Annotated in this window: 12 protein-coding genes and 1 tRNA gene; 6 read left to right on the plus strand and 7 right to left on the minus strand. The window is 31.6% G+C overall.

What is annotated here, in order from left to right:
* Positions 1–563: 563 nt before the first annotated feature.
* From H526_RS0109690 to H526_RS0109705, 4 genes are read right to left on the minus strand one after another with little or no spacing between them, the layout of a single operon-like run.
* Positions 564–1853, minus strand: coding sequence for a VapE domain-containing protein (locus H526_RS0109690; RefSeq protein WP_027392820.1), 1290 nt, complete (start codon positions 1851–1853; stop codon positions 564–566).
* Positions 1789–2343 (minus strand): hypothetical protein, encoded by a 555-nt coding sequence (locus H526_RS0109695; RefSeq protein WP_027392821.1) that lies wholly within the window; start codon positions 2341–2343, stop codon positions 1789–1791. Before H526_RS0109695 ends, H526_RS0109690 begins: the two co-directional genes overlap by 65 nt.
* Positions 2330–2566 (minus strand): hypothetical protein, encoded by a 237-nt coding sequence (locus H526_RS0109700; protein WP_027392822.1) that lies wholly within the window; start codon positions 2564–2566, stop codon positions 2330–2332. The genes H526_RS0109695 and H526_RS0109700 overlap by 14 nt, the downstream gene beginning before the upstream one ends.
* Complete coding sequence (locus tag H526_RS0109705) at positions 2563–2883, minus strand: hypothetical protein (protein ID WP_027392823.1); 321 nt, start codon at positions 2881–2883, stop codon at positions 2563–2565. Before H526_RS0109705 ends, H526_RS0109700 begins: the two co-directional genes overlap by 4 nt.
* 375 nt (positions 2884–3258) lie before the next feature.
* Between H526_RS0109705 and H526_RS0109710 the strand changes: the two genes are divergently transcribed.
* The 4 genes from H526_RS0109710 (at position 3259) to H526_RS0109725 (ending at position 10946) form a co-directional block, all read left to right on the plus strand.
* Positions 3259–3960 (plus strand): LexA family transcriptional regulator, encoded by a 702-nt coding sequence (locus tag H526_RS0109710; RefSeq protein ID WP_035085109.1) that lies wholly within the window; start codon positions 3259–3261, stop codon positions 3958–3960.
* 241 nt (positions 3961–4201) lie between these two features.
* A tRNA-Arg gene (locus tag H526_RS0109715) sits at positions 4202–4275 on the plus strand.
* A gap of 307 nt (positions 4276–4582) precedes the next feature.
* Positions 4583–7504, plus strand: a complete 2922-nt coding sequence (locus tag H526_RS0109720; protein WP_027392825.1) for a triple tyrosine motif-containing protein — start codon at positions 4583–4585, stop codon at positions 7502–7504.
* A gap of 184 nt (positions 7505–7688) precedes the next feature.
* Complete coding sequence (locus tag H526_RS0109725) at positions 7689–10946, plus strand: glycosyl hydrolase (protein ID WP_081415586.1); 3258 nt, start codon at positions 7689–7691, stop codon at positions 10944–10946.
* A 20-nt stretch (positions 10947–10966) separates the two neighbouring features.
* On the opposite strand, the gene H526_RS28790 is transcribed toward H526_RS0109725, so the two are convergent.
* Positions 10967–12421, minus strand: coding sequence for a hypothetical protein (locus H526_RS28790; protein ID WP_051336082.1), 1455 nt, complete (start codon positions 12419–12421; stop codon positions 10967–10969).
* A gap of 224 nt (positions 12422–12645) precedes the next feature.
* On the opposite strand from H526_RS28790, the gene H526_RS28795 reads away from it, so the two are divergent.
* Both H526_RS28795 and H526_RS0109740 read left to right on the plus strand, forming a co-directional pair.
* Complete coding sequence (locus H526_RS28795) at positions 12646–13683, plus strand: hypothetical protein (protein ID WP_051336083.1); 1038 nt, start codon at positions 12646–12648, stop codon at positions 13681–13683.
* A 135-nt stretch (positions 13684–13818) separates the two neighbouring features.
* Positions 13819–14853: a LacI family DNA-binding transcriptional regulator gene (locus tag H526_RS0109740; protein ID WP_035085110.1), complete on the plus strand. Its 1035-nt coding sequence runs from the start codon at positions 13819–13821 to the stop codon at positions 14851–14853.
* A 29-nt stretch (positions 14854–14882) separates the two neighbouring features.
* Here the strand turns inward: H526_RS0109740 and H526_RS28800 are convergent, their stop codons facing one another.
* Both H526_RS28800 and H526_RS28805 read right to left on the minus strand, forming a co-directional pair.
* Complete coding sequence (locus H526_RS28800; RefSeq protein WP_051336084.1) at positions 14883–15920, minus strand: aldose epimerase family protein; 1038 nt, start codon at positions 15918–15920, stop codon at positions 14883–14885.
* Positions 15921–15929: 9 nt separating this feature from the next.
* The gene (locus H526_RS28805) at positions 15930–17090 is read right to left on the minus strand and encodes a glycoside hydrolase family 26 protein (protein WP_035085117.1); all 1161 of its coding nucleotides are present in this window, start codon (positions 17088–17090) and stop codon (positions 15930–15932) included.
* Positions 17091–17092: the final 2 nt, after the last annotated feature.

A 17092-nucleotide genomic window follows, 5' to 3' on the forward strand; every position in this document is an offset into this window, starting at 1 on the left:
GGGGAAATCTTATCCTAAAATCAGGCTAAAACGTTAGATTTGGTTGTTTTGTTTGAAATTATTGAGTTGTTTTTTAGCTTAATACGCTTATAATTAGAATATTACACTGTATTTTAACAGTATTTTTAGTACGGTATAACCGTATTTAATATTGATAAAAAACCCTGTTATAAGTTTAATTTTCAAAATTGATCCAAAATAAGTCCATGCTAAGTGTGATCATACCTAAAAAAACAAAGACTTCTTTTTGTCTTAATTTTTTTACAAAAATCTGGTTACTACACTACTACATTACTACAATTACTACGGCTACTACGTCAGTAACTTTTCTTTATTATACAATTAATTGATTATTAATTATTTATAACAATAATTGTATTGTAGTAGTTGTAGTAGCTGTAGTTTACAGAATGTAAAAAGTTTTGTTAAAAACGGCTTCAATGTAATAAACAATTGATTAACAATGGTTTAATTGGTAATGACTTTTGTAGTAGGATTTTATAAAAAAAACCAATGTTGTAGTAACATTGGTTTTTGAATTCTTCAAATTACCTTTCTAAAAGCTATGTCTTGTAAGTATCTTTAAGTTCCTTTTGCAAGTTTTGTTCATGCTGGTCTGTTAAAAACTTTACGGGAAATACTTTTCTTGGACCAACATTTTTAATTCTCTTGTTAATAGCAGTTCCAAACCCTTGCTTATCCATTGCCTGCGATAATTTCTTTATGGATAATCGCAATCCTGAATGCGCATTCATTTGGGAAAGCATCTCTGATGCCATTATAAAATGAGCTTTCGGATCATTTGCAGTACACGGCATATATAGCTTAGATAACCATTCCTCTTCAAGTGTATGTTGTCTGTAAATTTCATTCACTTTATTTAAGGTATCTATTTCTTTGCTGCTAAACCAATAAGGATATGCTTTTTCTTTTAGTAAATGAGCAGCTTGTGCCCATACCTTATCCATATCAACCTCATGCTGATAATTCAAATCTTTTACACTAAACACTAAATACCTTCTATTTTCGGTATCTGATAGGAATTTTGGATTGTTTACCGACCCCATAAAAGAACATATTCTCGGTCTGGTTTTAGTGATTCTTGCATACACTTTTCTGTTGGTTACCTGAGGAGTGGTAATAATTGCTTTCATAGAATTAAAATCTTTTCCAAAGATGGTTTCGAGTTGATCGTCAATATTTACAAACCACTTTTCCGCCAAATAATTATTCGTGTTTTGATCTGTAAGTGTGGGATTAATATGTGAACAAACTAAATAATCTTTTAATACGAAAGGACACAACTTGTTTAACCAGGTTGTTTTCCCTTTCCCCTGAGCTCCCACTAAAATCAAACAACTATGATTATTTCCCCTCCCCAAGATTGTAGCAACACTTGCTACTAACCATTTTTTAAGATACGGCAACCATAAATCCTTTAACTCGATATCTTCTGAACTCAAATTGTCGATGGTTACAGTAGCTGCCAAATCCTTAATATAATCGTACCCATCATAAGGTGGAAGCTCATCAAAATATTCCTTAATTGGATTATAAGGTTTTGAATAACTGGATTTTAACACCCGTTCCAGCATAGGTGGACTGCATTTATATCCCTTTTCTATTAAGTCAATGTATATGTCGTTAAACATAAAATCATCTAGAATTTTAAACTCCGTACTATCAAAGGAACGAGCCTCAATATTATAGGTTAATGTATTAAGTCTGATTTCATAATACATTCTCAAATAATCTTTAATCTGAGTAACCTTATTATAAGGAGCGGCTTTATCTTTTGATGGTTGCTTTTTTTTCCTCTTTTTTCGCTTTATTTCTTTGTGTTCTAACGCCATAAACAAAATTGGTTTTGTTTTTTCTAATATTCCCCAATAGTTCTCTTAATTGACAATTCACTTCTTTGAATAAAATAGTATCAATAGTATGTTGTTCTTCCTTAGAGTAACTCCTTAACTTTTCATTAAACATAGCTGGTAATCTAAATTTCCCTTCTTGTTGTAGTTCATTTGCTCTACAAACCAATAACGGTTTGCCCCATTCCAGAAATCTGGGAAAATCCACAATACCATGCATCACACAAATAGCTTTTAAACTGGTAATCACTTTTTGCAAAAACAAATGATCTTTTTCCATTTCTGAAATAAATTTTTCTATATAATTATGATAAGCAATGATATAAGAATGAATTTTGTTTCTACGCTCCAAAAAACGATCACTTACTTTTGAATGTTCTGCTAGATACTCTAAATCTTTTTGTAATGATACAACGGATTGCTTAAAAGCTACTGTATGTTTCTTTAACTCTTCCTCTTTAGTACTTCTCATATATAATATGTTCTAATTTAGATGGTGCCCCTAAATGCTTTACAATCATTTCTACCTGCCAAGGAGCATATAATCCTCCTTTATAAAGACCAATATGCGCTTCTATCTTTTTAACACATTTCCTAAAGGCATATGGAGAACATCCGTAAGCCTTATGAAAATCAGATTTAGATACAGCCCTATATCGTTGATTAGTGTTTTTAATGAATGAATACTTTTTCATTTGGTAAGATTTAATTGTTTTATAAGCTTCTGATCATGTAGTCTTTTTAATGTATGTGTATTGTGTTTTGGAATTTTATTATTCAATAGTTCCTCAATAGCACAATCAAAGAAATTGGCAACAATCGCCAACTTATCGGCTGATATCTCTAGTCGTTCTTCTTTGGTGACATATAACCACCTCTCAAACGTTCGTTTGCTTACTTTACAAGCGACTGGTAGTTTACGTTTCGCTATTGTGTATTCCTGATACGGTAATTTCTTAAGGTATTTTAAGATATTATATTTACGTTTATTAAAATTCATCTCTACTGTCATTCTTCTTTATTTTTAATTAATAAACACTGATCCTCAGATTTTTACTTTTTTAATCTTTCCTTGTTTCTTTTTGTGATGTTATACCTGATTATTAGTTGTTTTACATTGAGTTCACATTATTTTATCAACTTTTTGTTGATATTTTTTGAAATTTTCATTTATTTTGTGATATAAATTTTGATTATTACTTGATAAAATCAATTTAACGACATTTTTATACATATTGTTACTGTTTTAAACGTTTATTAACGACATAATTTCAAATATAAAGATAATAATATATACTTAATGTATGTTTTGATTTGCATTTTTTTTACGAATTTTTATTTTTTAGATATGGGACAACATATAGTTAGCAAACGAATATTAGATATCATGGAATTACTTGTCAGAGAAAAAAAAGTAAAATCCATGAGCGCCATAGCGCGTAGCTTAGATTATTCTCCACAATCATTAGACAAGATAAAGAACGACGAAAGGAACTTTCCTTTAGAGGTTATCTATAAATTCTTTGATAAGTACGGCATCAACCCTAGTCTGGTGTTTATTGATGATTTATGGAAAAGACATAATGAAGCAAGCGAAAAGCATCGCTATTACGACCCAAAAACTTTTGGTGTTGCTGAATTAGCAGTGTATGTTGACATAGAATATACGCTGCAAGTAGCAATGGTGAGTAATGAGAATGCCAAAGACTACACATATAATCACGAAAAAGAGGAGTATATAGAAAAATTAGCTTTTATGACCTTTTCAAATAACGATAATGATTTTAGAAGTATCAGAGGTTTTCAAGTTAACGGAGATGATATGGAACCTAATTTTTTTCATGGAGATTGGGTGTTTGGTATCAGAAAAAGAAAATTAAATAACTTTAATATAAATAGGATATACATTATAGTTCTTATGCATGAGATTATTGTTAGAAGAATAAAAGCACATGATAAAGAGAATAAACTTATAACAGTTTCTATGGATAATTATGCATATCCAGATCATGATATCTCCTTAGAGAGCGTATTTGAGATTTGGGAATTTGAAAATGCTTTAAAAACCCGATTTCCTATGCCAAAGTAGTCATATTTTAGTGTAAATTACTTGTTTTCAATGAATTACAAAGTAGTCAGTAGTAGTCAGTAAAAATTAGAAAATGAGCTATAAAAAATAATCAAAAAAAAATCCTTGATATACTTGCAGAAATCGCGATGTGTTGTATATTTGCGGCGCTGAAAACGTCAAATAACAGTATAAATATATGGGTAAAGTAGCAGGTTCGAATCCTGCCACCCCGACAATTTGAAAAATATACAATTTATCCGGTCGCGTAGCTCAGCTGGATAGAGCATCTGCCTTCTAAGCAGACGGTCACAGGTTCGAATCCTGTCGCGATCACAAGAAGCCTTACTTTAAAGTAAGGCTTTTTTGTTAAAATATATTGTAACATTTAATATGTAATACGTTCAATTAACCACTTAAACGTTTTCGTAAGTAGTTGCATATTTCCAAAACTATATAAAAGTATACACGTAAGGCACTTACCTATTCTTTTTGACATTATCTAAATACAATATATTACTATTCCTTCTTTTGCTTGATCATAATATTTTAATAAATTTAAAGAATTAACAATTCGAAGGCATTATTTGGAGTTTATACCTCTAAAAAGATAATTATCCCAAAACGAAACCCCTGAACACATATGTCCTCAATAAAAATATACCTTGTAATTACCGCCCTATTTTTTTTCTTTTCGAAAGGAATTGCTCAAAGTAAATGGAAAGAGATTACGCAAATCAGAAACTACTCTAACCGAAACATCGGCCAAGCAGCTCCTAAAACTTATGATATTACGCAAACAAAAAATGGGTTGTTATACTTTGCGAATGAATATGGATTATTAGAGTTTAATGGTTTAGATTGGAACATCCTATTACAACCTAACAACAGATCTCACATAAGTTCTTTGCTCTCTCATAATGACAGAATTTATATTGGAAGCAATAATGAAATAGGAATTGCTCAAAAAAACCAATTTGAACAGATTCATTACAAATCACTAAATCATCTTTTACCAAAGAATTTTATTGATTTTAGTTTGGTCTGGGATATTTTTGAAATTCAGAACTATATCTATTTTTGCACCAATAATTATTTTATAAAGTATGATATCAACGAAAATTCAATTCATTATATCTACAACTCTTTTGGGGCTAGAAGTGCTACTAAAATAAATAATTTAATATACTTTGTAGATAATAACAATAACATTAAAAAAATTGAGAACGGTCAAATTTTAGAGGTTTTTTCTAACAATCAATTTGAGAACTATTCAATTGAACAAATTCTCCCACATACTGATCAATCACTTCTGGTTTTTACACGAAAAAAAGGAGGTTTCATTCTAAAAAACAACAAACTTTTTTCTTGGTCGAAGGAACACAAGACATCTATCTCAAAAGAGGTACACATATCTAAAGCTATACTTCTAGAGAACGGAATATATTGTATTGGAACTACAAATGATGGTGTTATCTTTTATAACAAAAATGGTCAACTACTTCAAAAACTTAATCGAAAAAACAAATTACTAAGCAATAACGTACTTGATCTTTTTATAGATAAATCTAAAAACCTTTGGGTCACATTAGACGGCAGTATAAGCTATATAGAATTAAAATCCCCATTTTATGCAATATCCGAAGATAATGGTGTTTTTGGAACTACCTATGATGTAAAAAAAAATAATGATACTTTATACATTGCTACCTCAGATGGTGTATACTTCAGAGAGTGGATTACATCTCATACTAACAAAAAATTTAAAAAATTATCAGGAATAGAAGGGCAAGTATGGAATTTCACCAAAATCGATAATGATTTATTAGTAGGAGCTCATAATGGCTCTTATCAAATAAAAAATACCAAAGCAAAATTGATTAGTGAAATCAAAGGAGGTTGGAATTTTATTCCAATTCCTGATCAACCAAATCTTGTTTTACAAGGAACATACTCTGGCATATATGTGTTTGAAAAAGACAAAGAAATATGGCGTGTCAGAAATAAGATTGAAGGATTTGATGATACTGGAAGAGAAATTTCTTTCAGTAACAAAAATACTATTTGGATATCTCAAGGTTATAAAGGAATCTACAAACTACAACTATCTTCTGACTATAAGAATGTACAAAAGACGCAACTATATGACCAATCAAAGGGATTTCCCAGTAATCTATTTAATAATCTTTTAGAAACTGGTTCTAAGCAACTCTTTGGTACACAATTAGGCGTATATGAATATCATAAAGAAAAAGACTCTATGGTTGTAAATGATAAATACACTAGCATTTTGACCAATCACAAAATTATTAGACGGTTGAAAAAACTATCACAAAATAAAGATCTTTTCATACAAGGGTATGATAGAAATGATGATATCGGAGTAATTGAATTTGGTCCTACAGGAGATTATAATATAAAAAAAACACCCTTTCAAAGGTTAAAGAATAAATTAATACCTGCTTTTGAAAAAGTGATAGAATTTAATAATGGTGATCTTGGGTTTACATCCAAAAATGGTCTAATCATCTATAATAAGCATCTTCAAATTGACTATGACACAAAATTCAATACTATATTAAATCAGGTAAAAAATAAAGATTCTATTATATTCGGAAATGTTGAAGATTATAAAAATCAAATACGGAAAGACACAATAACAAGACCAATTCCTTTTAACGCTAATAAATTAAAATTTTCCTTCGTTGCTCCGTTCTATGAACAACCTAATTCGGTAGAATACCAGACCTATTTGGAAGGGCTAGATGAAGATTGGTCAGATTGGACCTCAAAATCCATTAAAGAATATAATTTCCTTCCTTCAGGAGACTATATCTTCAAAGTAAGGGCAAAAAATATCTATGGAAAAATTAGTCCAGAAACCAATTACAAATTCTCTATTAACCCACCTTGGTACTTATCCTCACAAATGTATATTGTATACATTCTTCTATTCATTCTCGGTATCTACACAATTTTAAAAATTAAAGATAAACAAAGAAAAAAAGGAATTGAAAAAATAAAGATCTCCCATCAAAAAGAAATTGAGTTACAGAAAATCAAATTTGAAGAAAAACGACTTAAGGATAAGAATAACGAAATAAAAAAAGATAACAAAGCACTTAAACAAAACTTAGAGATACAAAACAAAGAACTTGCTTCTTCCGCAATGCAGATGGTTCAGATTGAAAATCAATTATCGCAGCTTAAGAAAAATCTAGATGAAGTCTATTCTACGTCAGAGAATGAAAATAAGAAGAAGCTTCGTAAGATTATAAAATCACTAGAAGATCAAATTAAAGGAGGTAATAACTGGAAACATTTTGAAACACATTTCAATCAAATTCATGATAATTCATTACAAAGATTAAGGGAACAATATCCTGATCTTAATCACAGAGAAATAAGATTATGTGCCTATTTAAAACTTAATTTATCAAGTAAAGAGATTGCACCTTTAATGGGCATTTCATATCGAGGAATAGAATCTTTACGTTTTAGAATCAGAAAAAAAATGGAATTGGATACAACGACTAATTTAACTGATTACATCATTAGATTCTAGATTATAACTGTAATTGATAAATGGTTTCACCTTTCGAAATAAAGTTTGCGTAGTAAAACTGTAGTGCTTTTGTATTTCCAAAGTAGTAACGTTTTCGATTTTATAACAAACTCATAATAATTTTGATAAAAAGTCAATAAAATCATTCGATTATTACATTGACCTTAATTAAAACACAATTATTATGCTCACATTTAACACAAACCGAATACTACTATTGCTTTTAACATGCATAGGGTATTTATCTATGTTTTCACAAAACACAATTCCAGGAAAATTTGCTCCTGTTGATGACAAAACTATGCTGATTATCGGTCAAGATTTAACCTCAGTTGAGGGGTATGTAAATTCTGGCAATTTTCCCACACCAGCAGGAGTAACTATGTACACCGATTTATATACAATGGCCGGTCTAAATGATATTACCAACTATGGTGCTGGTGATATTGGACTTCAAGAAGCTATGAATCGATATCCTAATTCCGCTCTTTCTATTGGTTTTTGGATGCGAGAAGAGGCAGATGGCCAAGGGGAAGATCATCCTAATGGTCTTACAGAACTAGTCAATGGATTGCATAATGACGAATTAGATAAATTCGCAGATTTCGCAATAAGAAATAGTCCTCGACCAATCTATTTTAGAATTGGATATGAATTTGATGGTCCTTGGAACAATTACGATCCTAATAGATACAAAGCTGGTTATAGATATATTGTTGATTATCTTAATGAGAAAGGCGTAACTAATATAGCTTATGTATGGCAATCAGCAACTTGGGGCGAAAACACCCCTAATATTATCGATAGTTATTATCCTGGTGATACTTATGTTGACTATGTCGGGTTATCCTTTTTCTTCTATTCACAAGATTTTAATGCAGCTAACTTAGACTACATATTACAATATTCAAGAGATAAAAATAAACCCATAATGGTAGCAGAAGCTTCTGCTCAATACTATGAATTTGACCAAGGAACTTATCATTTTAATGGTATTACACAAATGGGGAGTCAACAAATATGGGATCAGTTTTTTAGAGATCAATTAATCCCATTTATTGATAACAATAATGATGTAATTAGAGCACTAGCTTGGATTAATTCCGATTGGCAATCACAACCATTGTGGAGAAATTCTGGTGTACACTGGGGTGATACAAGAATTGAAACAGATGCTTTAATTACCTCCAACTGGAATAATTACATTAATAACGGAAATTTCCTTCATGGTGGTACCAACTTATTAAATGACTTAGGCGTTACAAATACTCCCCCAAACCCAAACTGCAATGATGGTATGCAAAACGGTGATGAAACCGGTGTTGATTGCGGAGGAACTTGTACTCCTTGTGACACTGGAGATGGAGAGACAAATACCAAGATAGAAGCTGAAACAGCAAGTCTTTCTGGACAAGCACAATATTACAATGATACATCCGCCAGTGGAGGACAAGGAGTTGCTTTTCTTGATCAGAACGGAAATGGATTCACCATAAATAATGCTCCTCAAGCTCAAAAAGTAGAAGTTATTTATGCTTCTCAAAATACTGGAGGCATATCGGTATTAATAAATGGAGAAAATACTGAAACATTAAACTTTAATTCGAATGGTACTTGGGTTGGATTATATACAACATCATCAATAGATATAGAAGTGCCAGCTGGAGCTTCTTTTCAGATCGTAAATCAAGGAGGTGAAGATCAAGCATTAAATATAGATTACTTAAATTTTATCAATAATGATAGTGGAACAGGAAATGAACCGTGTACGGGTAATGATATCCCTAATGCAACTACAAGTTTTTCAAATGAAACTGCTCAAGGAGCGAATGATGGTAGCATTACTTTTAATTTTAATGACACTAATGGGCGTACTAATATAGAGTTTAGTATTGATGGCGGAGCTACTTATCCATACAACGTGAGGGATAACACTGGATCTACCACAATATCTAATCTCTCTCCAGGAAATTATAACACTTTTGTTAGATGGGGTAATAATGAGTGCGCCAGAAGCTTAAATACAGTTGTTATAAATGAAGGAGAACCTGATAACCCTGGTAATACTACAGGTAGTTACTTAGAACCAAGTACTGGCGAAAAAATGATTTTTATAGGACAAGATTTGTTATCTACGTCAGATTATATAACCGATTGTGAAAGTTGCCCTACGCCTACAGGAGTAGCAACTTATGTAAATTTAGCAAATGTCTTGTTACCAGGAGATAACGGTGCTCTAGGTTGGGCTCAAAACGATCAACCATTGGGAATCGATATTGATTGGGGAGGTGGACCTCTGAATGCTCATAGTGCCGCTGTTGGGTTTCCTAACTCAGCTGTACAAATAGGTTTATATCTAGTAGGTGAAACCGGCAATATCTCCTCGGGAGGAAGAGATGCAGAAATAAGGCAAATGGCGGATTTCTTTAAATCATTAAGCAATACAGCTTTTTACCTTCGTATTGGATATGAATTCGATGGACAATGGAATGGATATTCTGGACAAAGTTATATCAATGCATATAGAAGAATAGTAGATCTTCTAAAACAAGAAGGGGTAATAAATGTAGCATATGTTTGGCAATCAAGCACCTCTCCTATTGATGATATATTAGATGGCGGAAGAGAAGATCTACTGAACTTTTATCCTGGAGACGATTATGTAGATTGGTTTGGAATGTCCTGGTTTTTAAATCCAAATGAAAACGCCACAGTAAATAATAACACCCCTTCTACTCAATTATTTTTGGCGAATGAACTAGTTAGTTTAGCAAGACAAAGAGGTAAAGCTGTCATGATTGCAGAATCAGCTAACCAAGGATATGATAATCAACAGCTAACTAATTCCAATATTAGTAGTGTTTGGGATGGTACTGAAGCTCAAGGAACACTTAATAAATCTGGAAACCAAATCTGGAACGAGTGGTTTGTTCCTTATTTCAATTTCATTAACAATAATGATGATATCATCAAAGCAATCACCTATATTAATGCTGACTGGGACTCTCAAGGTCTTTGGGATGCTCCATATGAACAGGGGTATTGGGGAGATACTAGAATTCAAGTAAATAACATTATTGAAAATAACTGGGCTAATCAAATTAATCAATCTGGATGGATCCACGGAAGTAACAACTTAAATGCTATCCTAGGTTTGAACACATCCAGAAGCTCTGATATTGATCAAAATAATCCAGATATTAATAGTATCAAAATATACCCTAACCCGAGTAACGGAATTATTCAAATACAAAACAAGGGTTTAGTAAAAATTAAAGTGACCGATCTTAATGGAAGACTTATTAAACTAATTAATGTAGATACAAAAACAAATAATTCACAAATTACAATGGACCTTCGAGGATTTGAAAAAGGAATATATTTAATTACATTCTGGGATAAGAACAAGTCTAAAAAACATAAAAAAATTATAATTAACTAATTTTATATATAATTTAGAGCCTAGGTTTTCAACCTAGGCTCTAAATTATTATCTTTTTTAAACGCTTTATTTTTAAGGTAAGGCACTAACTTTTCATATAACGGAATAAAAACTTTCTCCTTTATATTTTCTACATCCTGGGGATAGTAAACTTCATTAACCTTATATCTCGCATTCCCAGAGAGATAGAACATATGCAACATTTTAAAATCAATAACATCTTTAATGGTTTCTCCTAAATTATCACAACCAAAAATACCCGATTCATTAGATACAGAACTAACAATATCCATAACCTCCTTATCATCATTTATTAAATCATTTAATATCTGAAGTAGTACCAATTCATATAGATCTCCTGCTCCAAGACTCCAATCCGTTTTCGGTTTTTCTTCTTCGGCTAAGGTTCCCAAAGAAAAAGCTTCCTTAGTATCTATTCCTAACATCATAAAAAATGCATCAATCTGATTTCTATATTTATTTTGTTTTTTATGGATAGATCTTAATAGATTTTTATCAATATCACTTAAAATTCCAGAAACCATATGTTCATATCCAGCAATCAAAAATACTTCTCTTAATCGATCATATTTCTCTGAGTTTTGATCTTTCATTCTCAAAAAAACACCTCTTGCTGTTGCCGTTCCCATTGCCATATTGGAAATTAACAGTTCTGCTCCAAAGGCATTATTAGCTATTAAACGAACTCCTCCTGAAGTTAGTTCTTGATCAGACCACGAAAGAAAGTCAAACCGATCAGAATATGTTTTACCCAATCTAATCTCATTCATTCTTCTAGCATGTCTTAGAGATAAGGCTTCTCCATTAGGACCAGCTGCTTCATTATCCCCAAAAACTCCGGGCCAGTCCATATTAGATCCCCAAACTGGTCTAGGGTTTTTACCATGACATCGGACACAAGAGATAGGATTAGAATGTAATCTTGGTTTATTTTTAGTAAAATCAAATTGAGAGAATTCCCAAATACCTGTTTTTCTATTTAATTCTGCTACATCCAACAAATCATATTTTGGATCATCTGCCATCGTGCTAATATTGGCTAAAAAACTACCATCTGATCCAAATAAAACGATTCTAGGATATTTTAAATTTGATTGCCCTTCTCCTTTGGTTTTTTCAACTAAAGAGAAGTTATTCTTATAGTGATCTGGTAATCTATTTAATAATTCAGTAATAGTAACGATCTTATTTTTATTAATAAAATCAAGTACTCCTTGAACAGTCATTTTAGGTTCTCCTGCTTTTGGAAGAGGGTCTAACGAATCTAAATTTACTATAACATCATTTACAACATTGGGACAAATCAATCCCCCTTTAATTACACCTCCTGTACTAACATATTCTTTATTCGACACTACAATATCTTGGTACTTATTACTGCTATTTTTTGAACTGCATCCTACTACAAAAACAGACAGTAATGATCCAAAAAGAAGATTACGCAAATACTTCATAAATTCTATTTTTTAACAAAAAAAGCAGTTTTTAATAAAAAAAAATAATCCAAAACCCATAATTAGTCAAAATGCGTGGTAAAAGTGTAGTCACGAAGCACTAATAAAGTAGATCTAAGAGGTTAGCTAAAATTAGTTTTACCGAAATTAGCTCAAACGTTTGAAATCAAGGTTTATCAATACAAACTCGACAAACCTTATTAACTTAATTAAAACCTAGAATAATGAAAATCTTTTTAAAATTATTTACCCTTTTGACACTACTAATAGCTCTAAATGCTTCCTGTGAAAATGAAGCATTAGAAGTATCTAATTCAGTCTCAAAAATTATCAACCAAGAAGGGAAAGCGGTTTGTCCGCCTTCTCACTCTTATGAAGCTTGTGGACTTTGTTGGGTAGACGCAAATCAGGCACAATCGGGTGGTTGTAATGAAATAGGAGATGGCAATGGTAATAGTGATGACGATAGTAATAATAATCAAAATAGTAATTGTGAATCTGCTTCTCATCCATATTATGCTTGTGGACAATGTTGGGAAAATTCGGCTCAAGCACAATCCGCAGGCTGTAATGATAACGGAGACGGTAATAGTGGAGATGGAGATAATGGAGACGGCAATGATGGTGGAGGAACATCTTGCGGTAACTTTATCTACAACCCTAACAATACTAACTGTGTTACAACAGTAGCTAATGGAAGCGGTTGTATGAACAGTGATGGTTTATTTGTTAGTGTTCGAGGAATTGTAAGTAATCCTTGTAATACAGTAGAAGCAGTATTAGATATCGAACGTAATTTAGGTATCAATATTGACAACCAATTTATAGCACAATGCGGATATCAAGGAAATGTACCATCCATTAACCCTACAATGACTAAAAGTGATTTTCTTATTTACATGAAAGAATTGTTAAAAGGAATCAATATTAATGGTACAACGGGTGATCAATTTGCTATAGAATTCACTAACTTATTAGACACTAATAACGATGGTATTCTAACAAGGAATGAAGCAAGTCAGGCAAAAGGATCTGATCCTCGTCAAGTATTAAATTTGGAACCAATTTTTACAATAAATGGTGGGTTAGCTACGGATGATGTATTGGCTTATGTAGGGTTATATTTAGGTGACGGTGCTTTGGATAAATATGCTGGTGATTTACCTCAGTTAGTACAGGATAATATGGCCAAATTTACTAGAACTTGGCAACCTGGTGTTAATGCTGCTTCTAGCAGATATAACGCTAGTCAAAGTAAATAAAATAGGTTAATAATAAACTTATTTCATAAACTAAAAAAGGATTGATGACTCAAAACCATCAAGCCTTTTTTAGTTATTTTGTTTTTAACAGTTTCATGATTTTGTAATAAAATCATGTTTTAATAATTTCTTATAATGGGGAAAAAGAAAAGAATAACTCTTAAGGATATTGCTAAAGAATTTAATGTATCAATTGCCACCGTTTCTAAGGCATTAAGCGATAGCTATGAAATTAGTTCCAAAACTAAAACTAAGATCCAGGAATATGCAAGAGAACATCATTATAAACCTAATAGTATTGCACTAAATTTACAGAATAGAAAAACTAAAACTATTGGAGTAATTATTCCCAATATGTTGAATCACTTTTTTACTAAAGTATTTGTTGGTATCGAAAAAGTAGCAACAGAAAAAGGATATAACCTAATCACTTGTATTTCTAATGAATCTTTTGATAAAGAAGTAAGTGCCATGGAATTACTTAAAAATTCTGTTCTAGATGGCTTCATACTTTCAATTGCAGAAGAAACACAAATAAAAAAGAATTTCGATCATTTTCAAAATACTATAAATCAAGGCATACCAATTGTAATGTTTGATAGAGTAACTAACGAAATAGAATGTGATAAAGTAATTGTTAATGATAAAGAAGGAGCCTACAGTGCAACTAAATATTTTATTGAAACTGGTTGTAAGAATATTGCAGTAGTTTCTACCATACATCACACTAGTGTCGGTGAATTGCGATTAGAAGGCTACAAAAAAGCACTTGAAAAGGCTGGGATTCCAGTAGAAGAATCATTAATCCTCAAAGTTGACGAGTTTAATGATATAGATACATTGTTAAAAACTTCATTAGGATCCAGAAAAATTGATGCTGTGCTTTGTCTAGAAGAAGATTCTGCGGTAAGTACCTTAAGAATTGTTCAATCAAAAGGATATAAGATTCCCGATGATATCTCAATTATAGGTTTCACAAATGGTGTATTACCCAGGCATGTTACCCCTGCAATTACAACTATTAGTCAACACGGAATATACCTAGGAGAAACTGCTACCAGAATGTTAATTGATAAATTAGAAAATGAAAATTCTGAAACGTCACACATTACAAAAGTGATCAAAACTAATTTAATAGAACGAGATAGCACCAGAAATATTCAATATTAATTAACACTAACATATCATCAAAAGAATAATTAATCGAAACTATCAAATTTAAAACACATATTATTCTCATATAATTCCCCCTCTTTTAAATAGGCTGATGGGAAATTCCAATTATTCGGAGCATCCGGATAATTTTGCATTTCAAAACATATGGCAGCAAATTGTTCATATACTCCTCCTCTATAAGTTCCTTCTGGCATTTTTTTTGGAGTAAATACTACCATCCCAGGTTGATCACTAAATAGTTCCATTTTGATTTTAGTTTGTGGAGATTTCAGAATTCCCTTTGAACCTGAATTCTTATTAAAAATAAGAGTATCATCGATACCTCCTTTAAATTCTAAAACTTCTAAACATTTTGAATTCGTAAAATCAAATTTGGTATTGTCAACTGCTTTTAAAATACCAGTAGGAAACAGTTTATCATCAACTTCTAAATAATGACCGCATTGTAATTGTAAATCATGATCCAAAATACTACCAGAACCATTTAAATTGTAATACGCATGATTTGTAAGATTTACAAAAGTATCTTGATCAGATATTGCTTCATATTTTATCTTCAATTCATTTGCATCGGTAAGTTGATATTTAACTTTAGCTCTTAAATCACCGGGATATCCTTCTTCAAGGTGTTCACTATCATATGATAGTGAAATAGATAACGCATCTTCATCTATATAATCAATATCCCAAACTTTTTCATCAAAACCCTGTTTTCCTCCGTGTAAATGCACTCCATCTTCTTGATATAATGGATAATTTAAATAATTTAATGTAACCTTCCCTCCTGAGATTCTACCGGCACACCTTCCTATAGAGGCTCCCAAAAACCTAGATTCTTTATTTTTTGATTTCTCTAGATATTGTTCTATAGAATCAAAACCTACTACTACATTTACTAACTTACCAGTATTATCCGCCACCTCTAAACTCATAATAGTAGCACCAAAATTGGTAATTCGTAACCGCATTCCATTACGGTTCTTAAGAGACAATATAAAAAGTTCTTTATTTGCCCGAAACCCTACGGATTTCTGTTTTATTTTTCTTTTATAAACTTCCAAAAGCAGTTGTTATTTAGTATCCCTCCATAATTTATCATAAAGATTGGGAGATGATTTTATATACTTTGGATCCGAGGTGATCTCGACCCATCTTTTACTAATCGAATCACTTAATTGCAATCGAGCATCTACTCTTTTAAAAGTAGGATTATCTAACCACATAGGATGAGAATCCCAATGACAGTTTATATAATGAACAGCTTTTACTATATCCGAATTTTCGTCAATTATTGAAAAGAATGGAACGAACCATTCTTTCCAAGCTTCTTCAGCTTGCTCTGGATTACTAAGTTGAATTTCTTTAGTATTACCTGTGTTTTTATCAAAATTAGGATGCGTAATTGTCGGTGATGCCTCTGCTATAAAAACTGGCTTTCCTTTTTTCCTTGCAAAATCTATCATCTTTTGTTCTGCCCATCGATTAAAAAACGAAAAACCTAACCAATCTACATATTCATCTCCAGGATACCAAGATTCTAAATCTCCTTCATTAGGAGACATAAAACCAGTTGATTGCCATACAAAAGCTGTATTTTTAACGCCTCTTTCTCTTAACACCCTTACGATCCTTACGTATGCCTTTTTTGTATTTTCTTTATCGTAATGATTCCAAGGTTCTCCATCAAACTCATAGGCTATTCGCAAAAAAACTGGTCTCCTATCAAGAGATAATAAAAAGTCAGCTAATTTATTAATGTATGCATCATGTGTTCCATCAGCTATTTTTTCCTCGTGATTTACAAATTGTAAACCAATAGCTAAAGCCATGTCTTTGTAATTATTATCCTCGAGTTGTAGACTTACATTATAATCATTGTCTCCCCAGTCGTGAGTTTCCCATATTCCATCCAGTCCTTCTTGTATCCTCCCAAAAGAGTCTTCTCCAGGATTTATATTGGTATATGTAGTCCATCCAGCTGGTTTTTCGAAATGATCCAGATATCCATCATTATATTTTTCTAAACCACCAACAGCTTCCAGTTCTTGCCCTACAAATAATAATACCTCTCCATCTTGTGGTTCAAATTTAGCCAATGACCTTTTCTTTTCAACTTCTTTCTTATCAACTTTGCTTTCAATAACTTCTTCTTTATTGGAAGTATTCCTATTTTCTTTACATCCCCATGTAAAAATTAGAATACATATTACAATTAGAATTTTTCTATACATCT

The sequence above is a fragment of the Aquimarina latercula DSM 2041 genome (assembly GCF_000430645.1).
GTDB classification, from domain to species: Bacteria; Bacteroidota; Bacteroidia; order Flavobacteriales; family Flavobacteriaceae; genus Aquimarina; species Aquimarina latercula.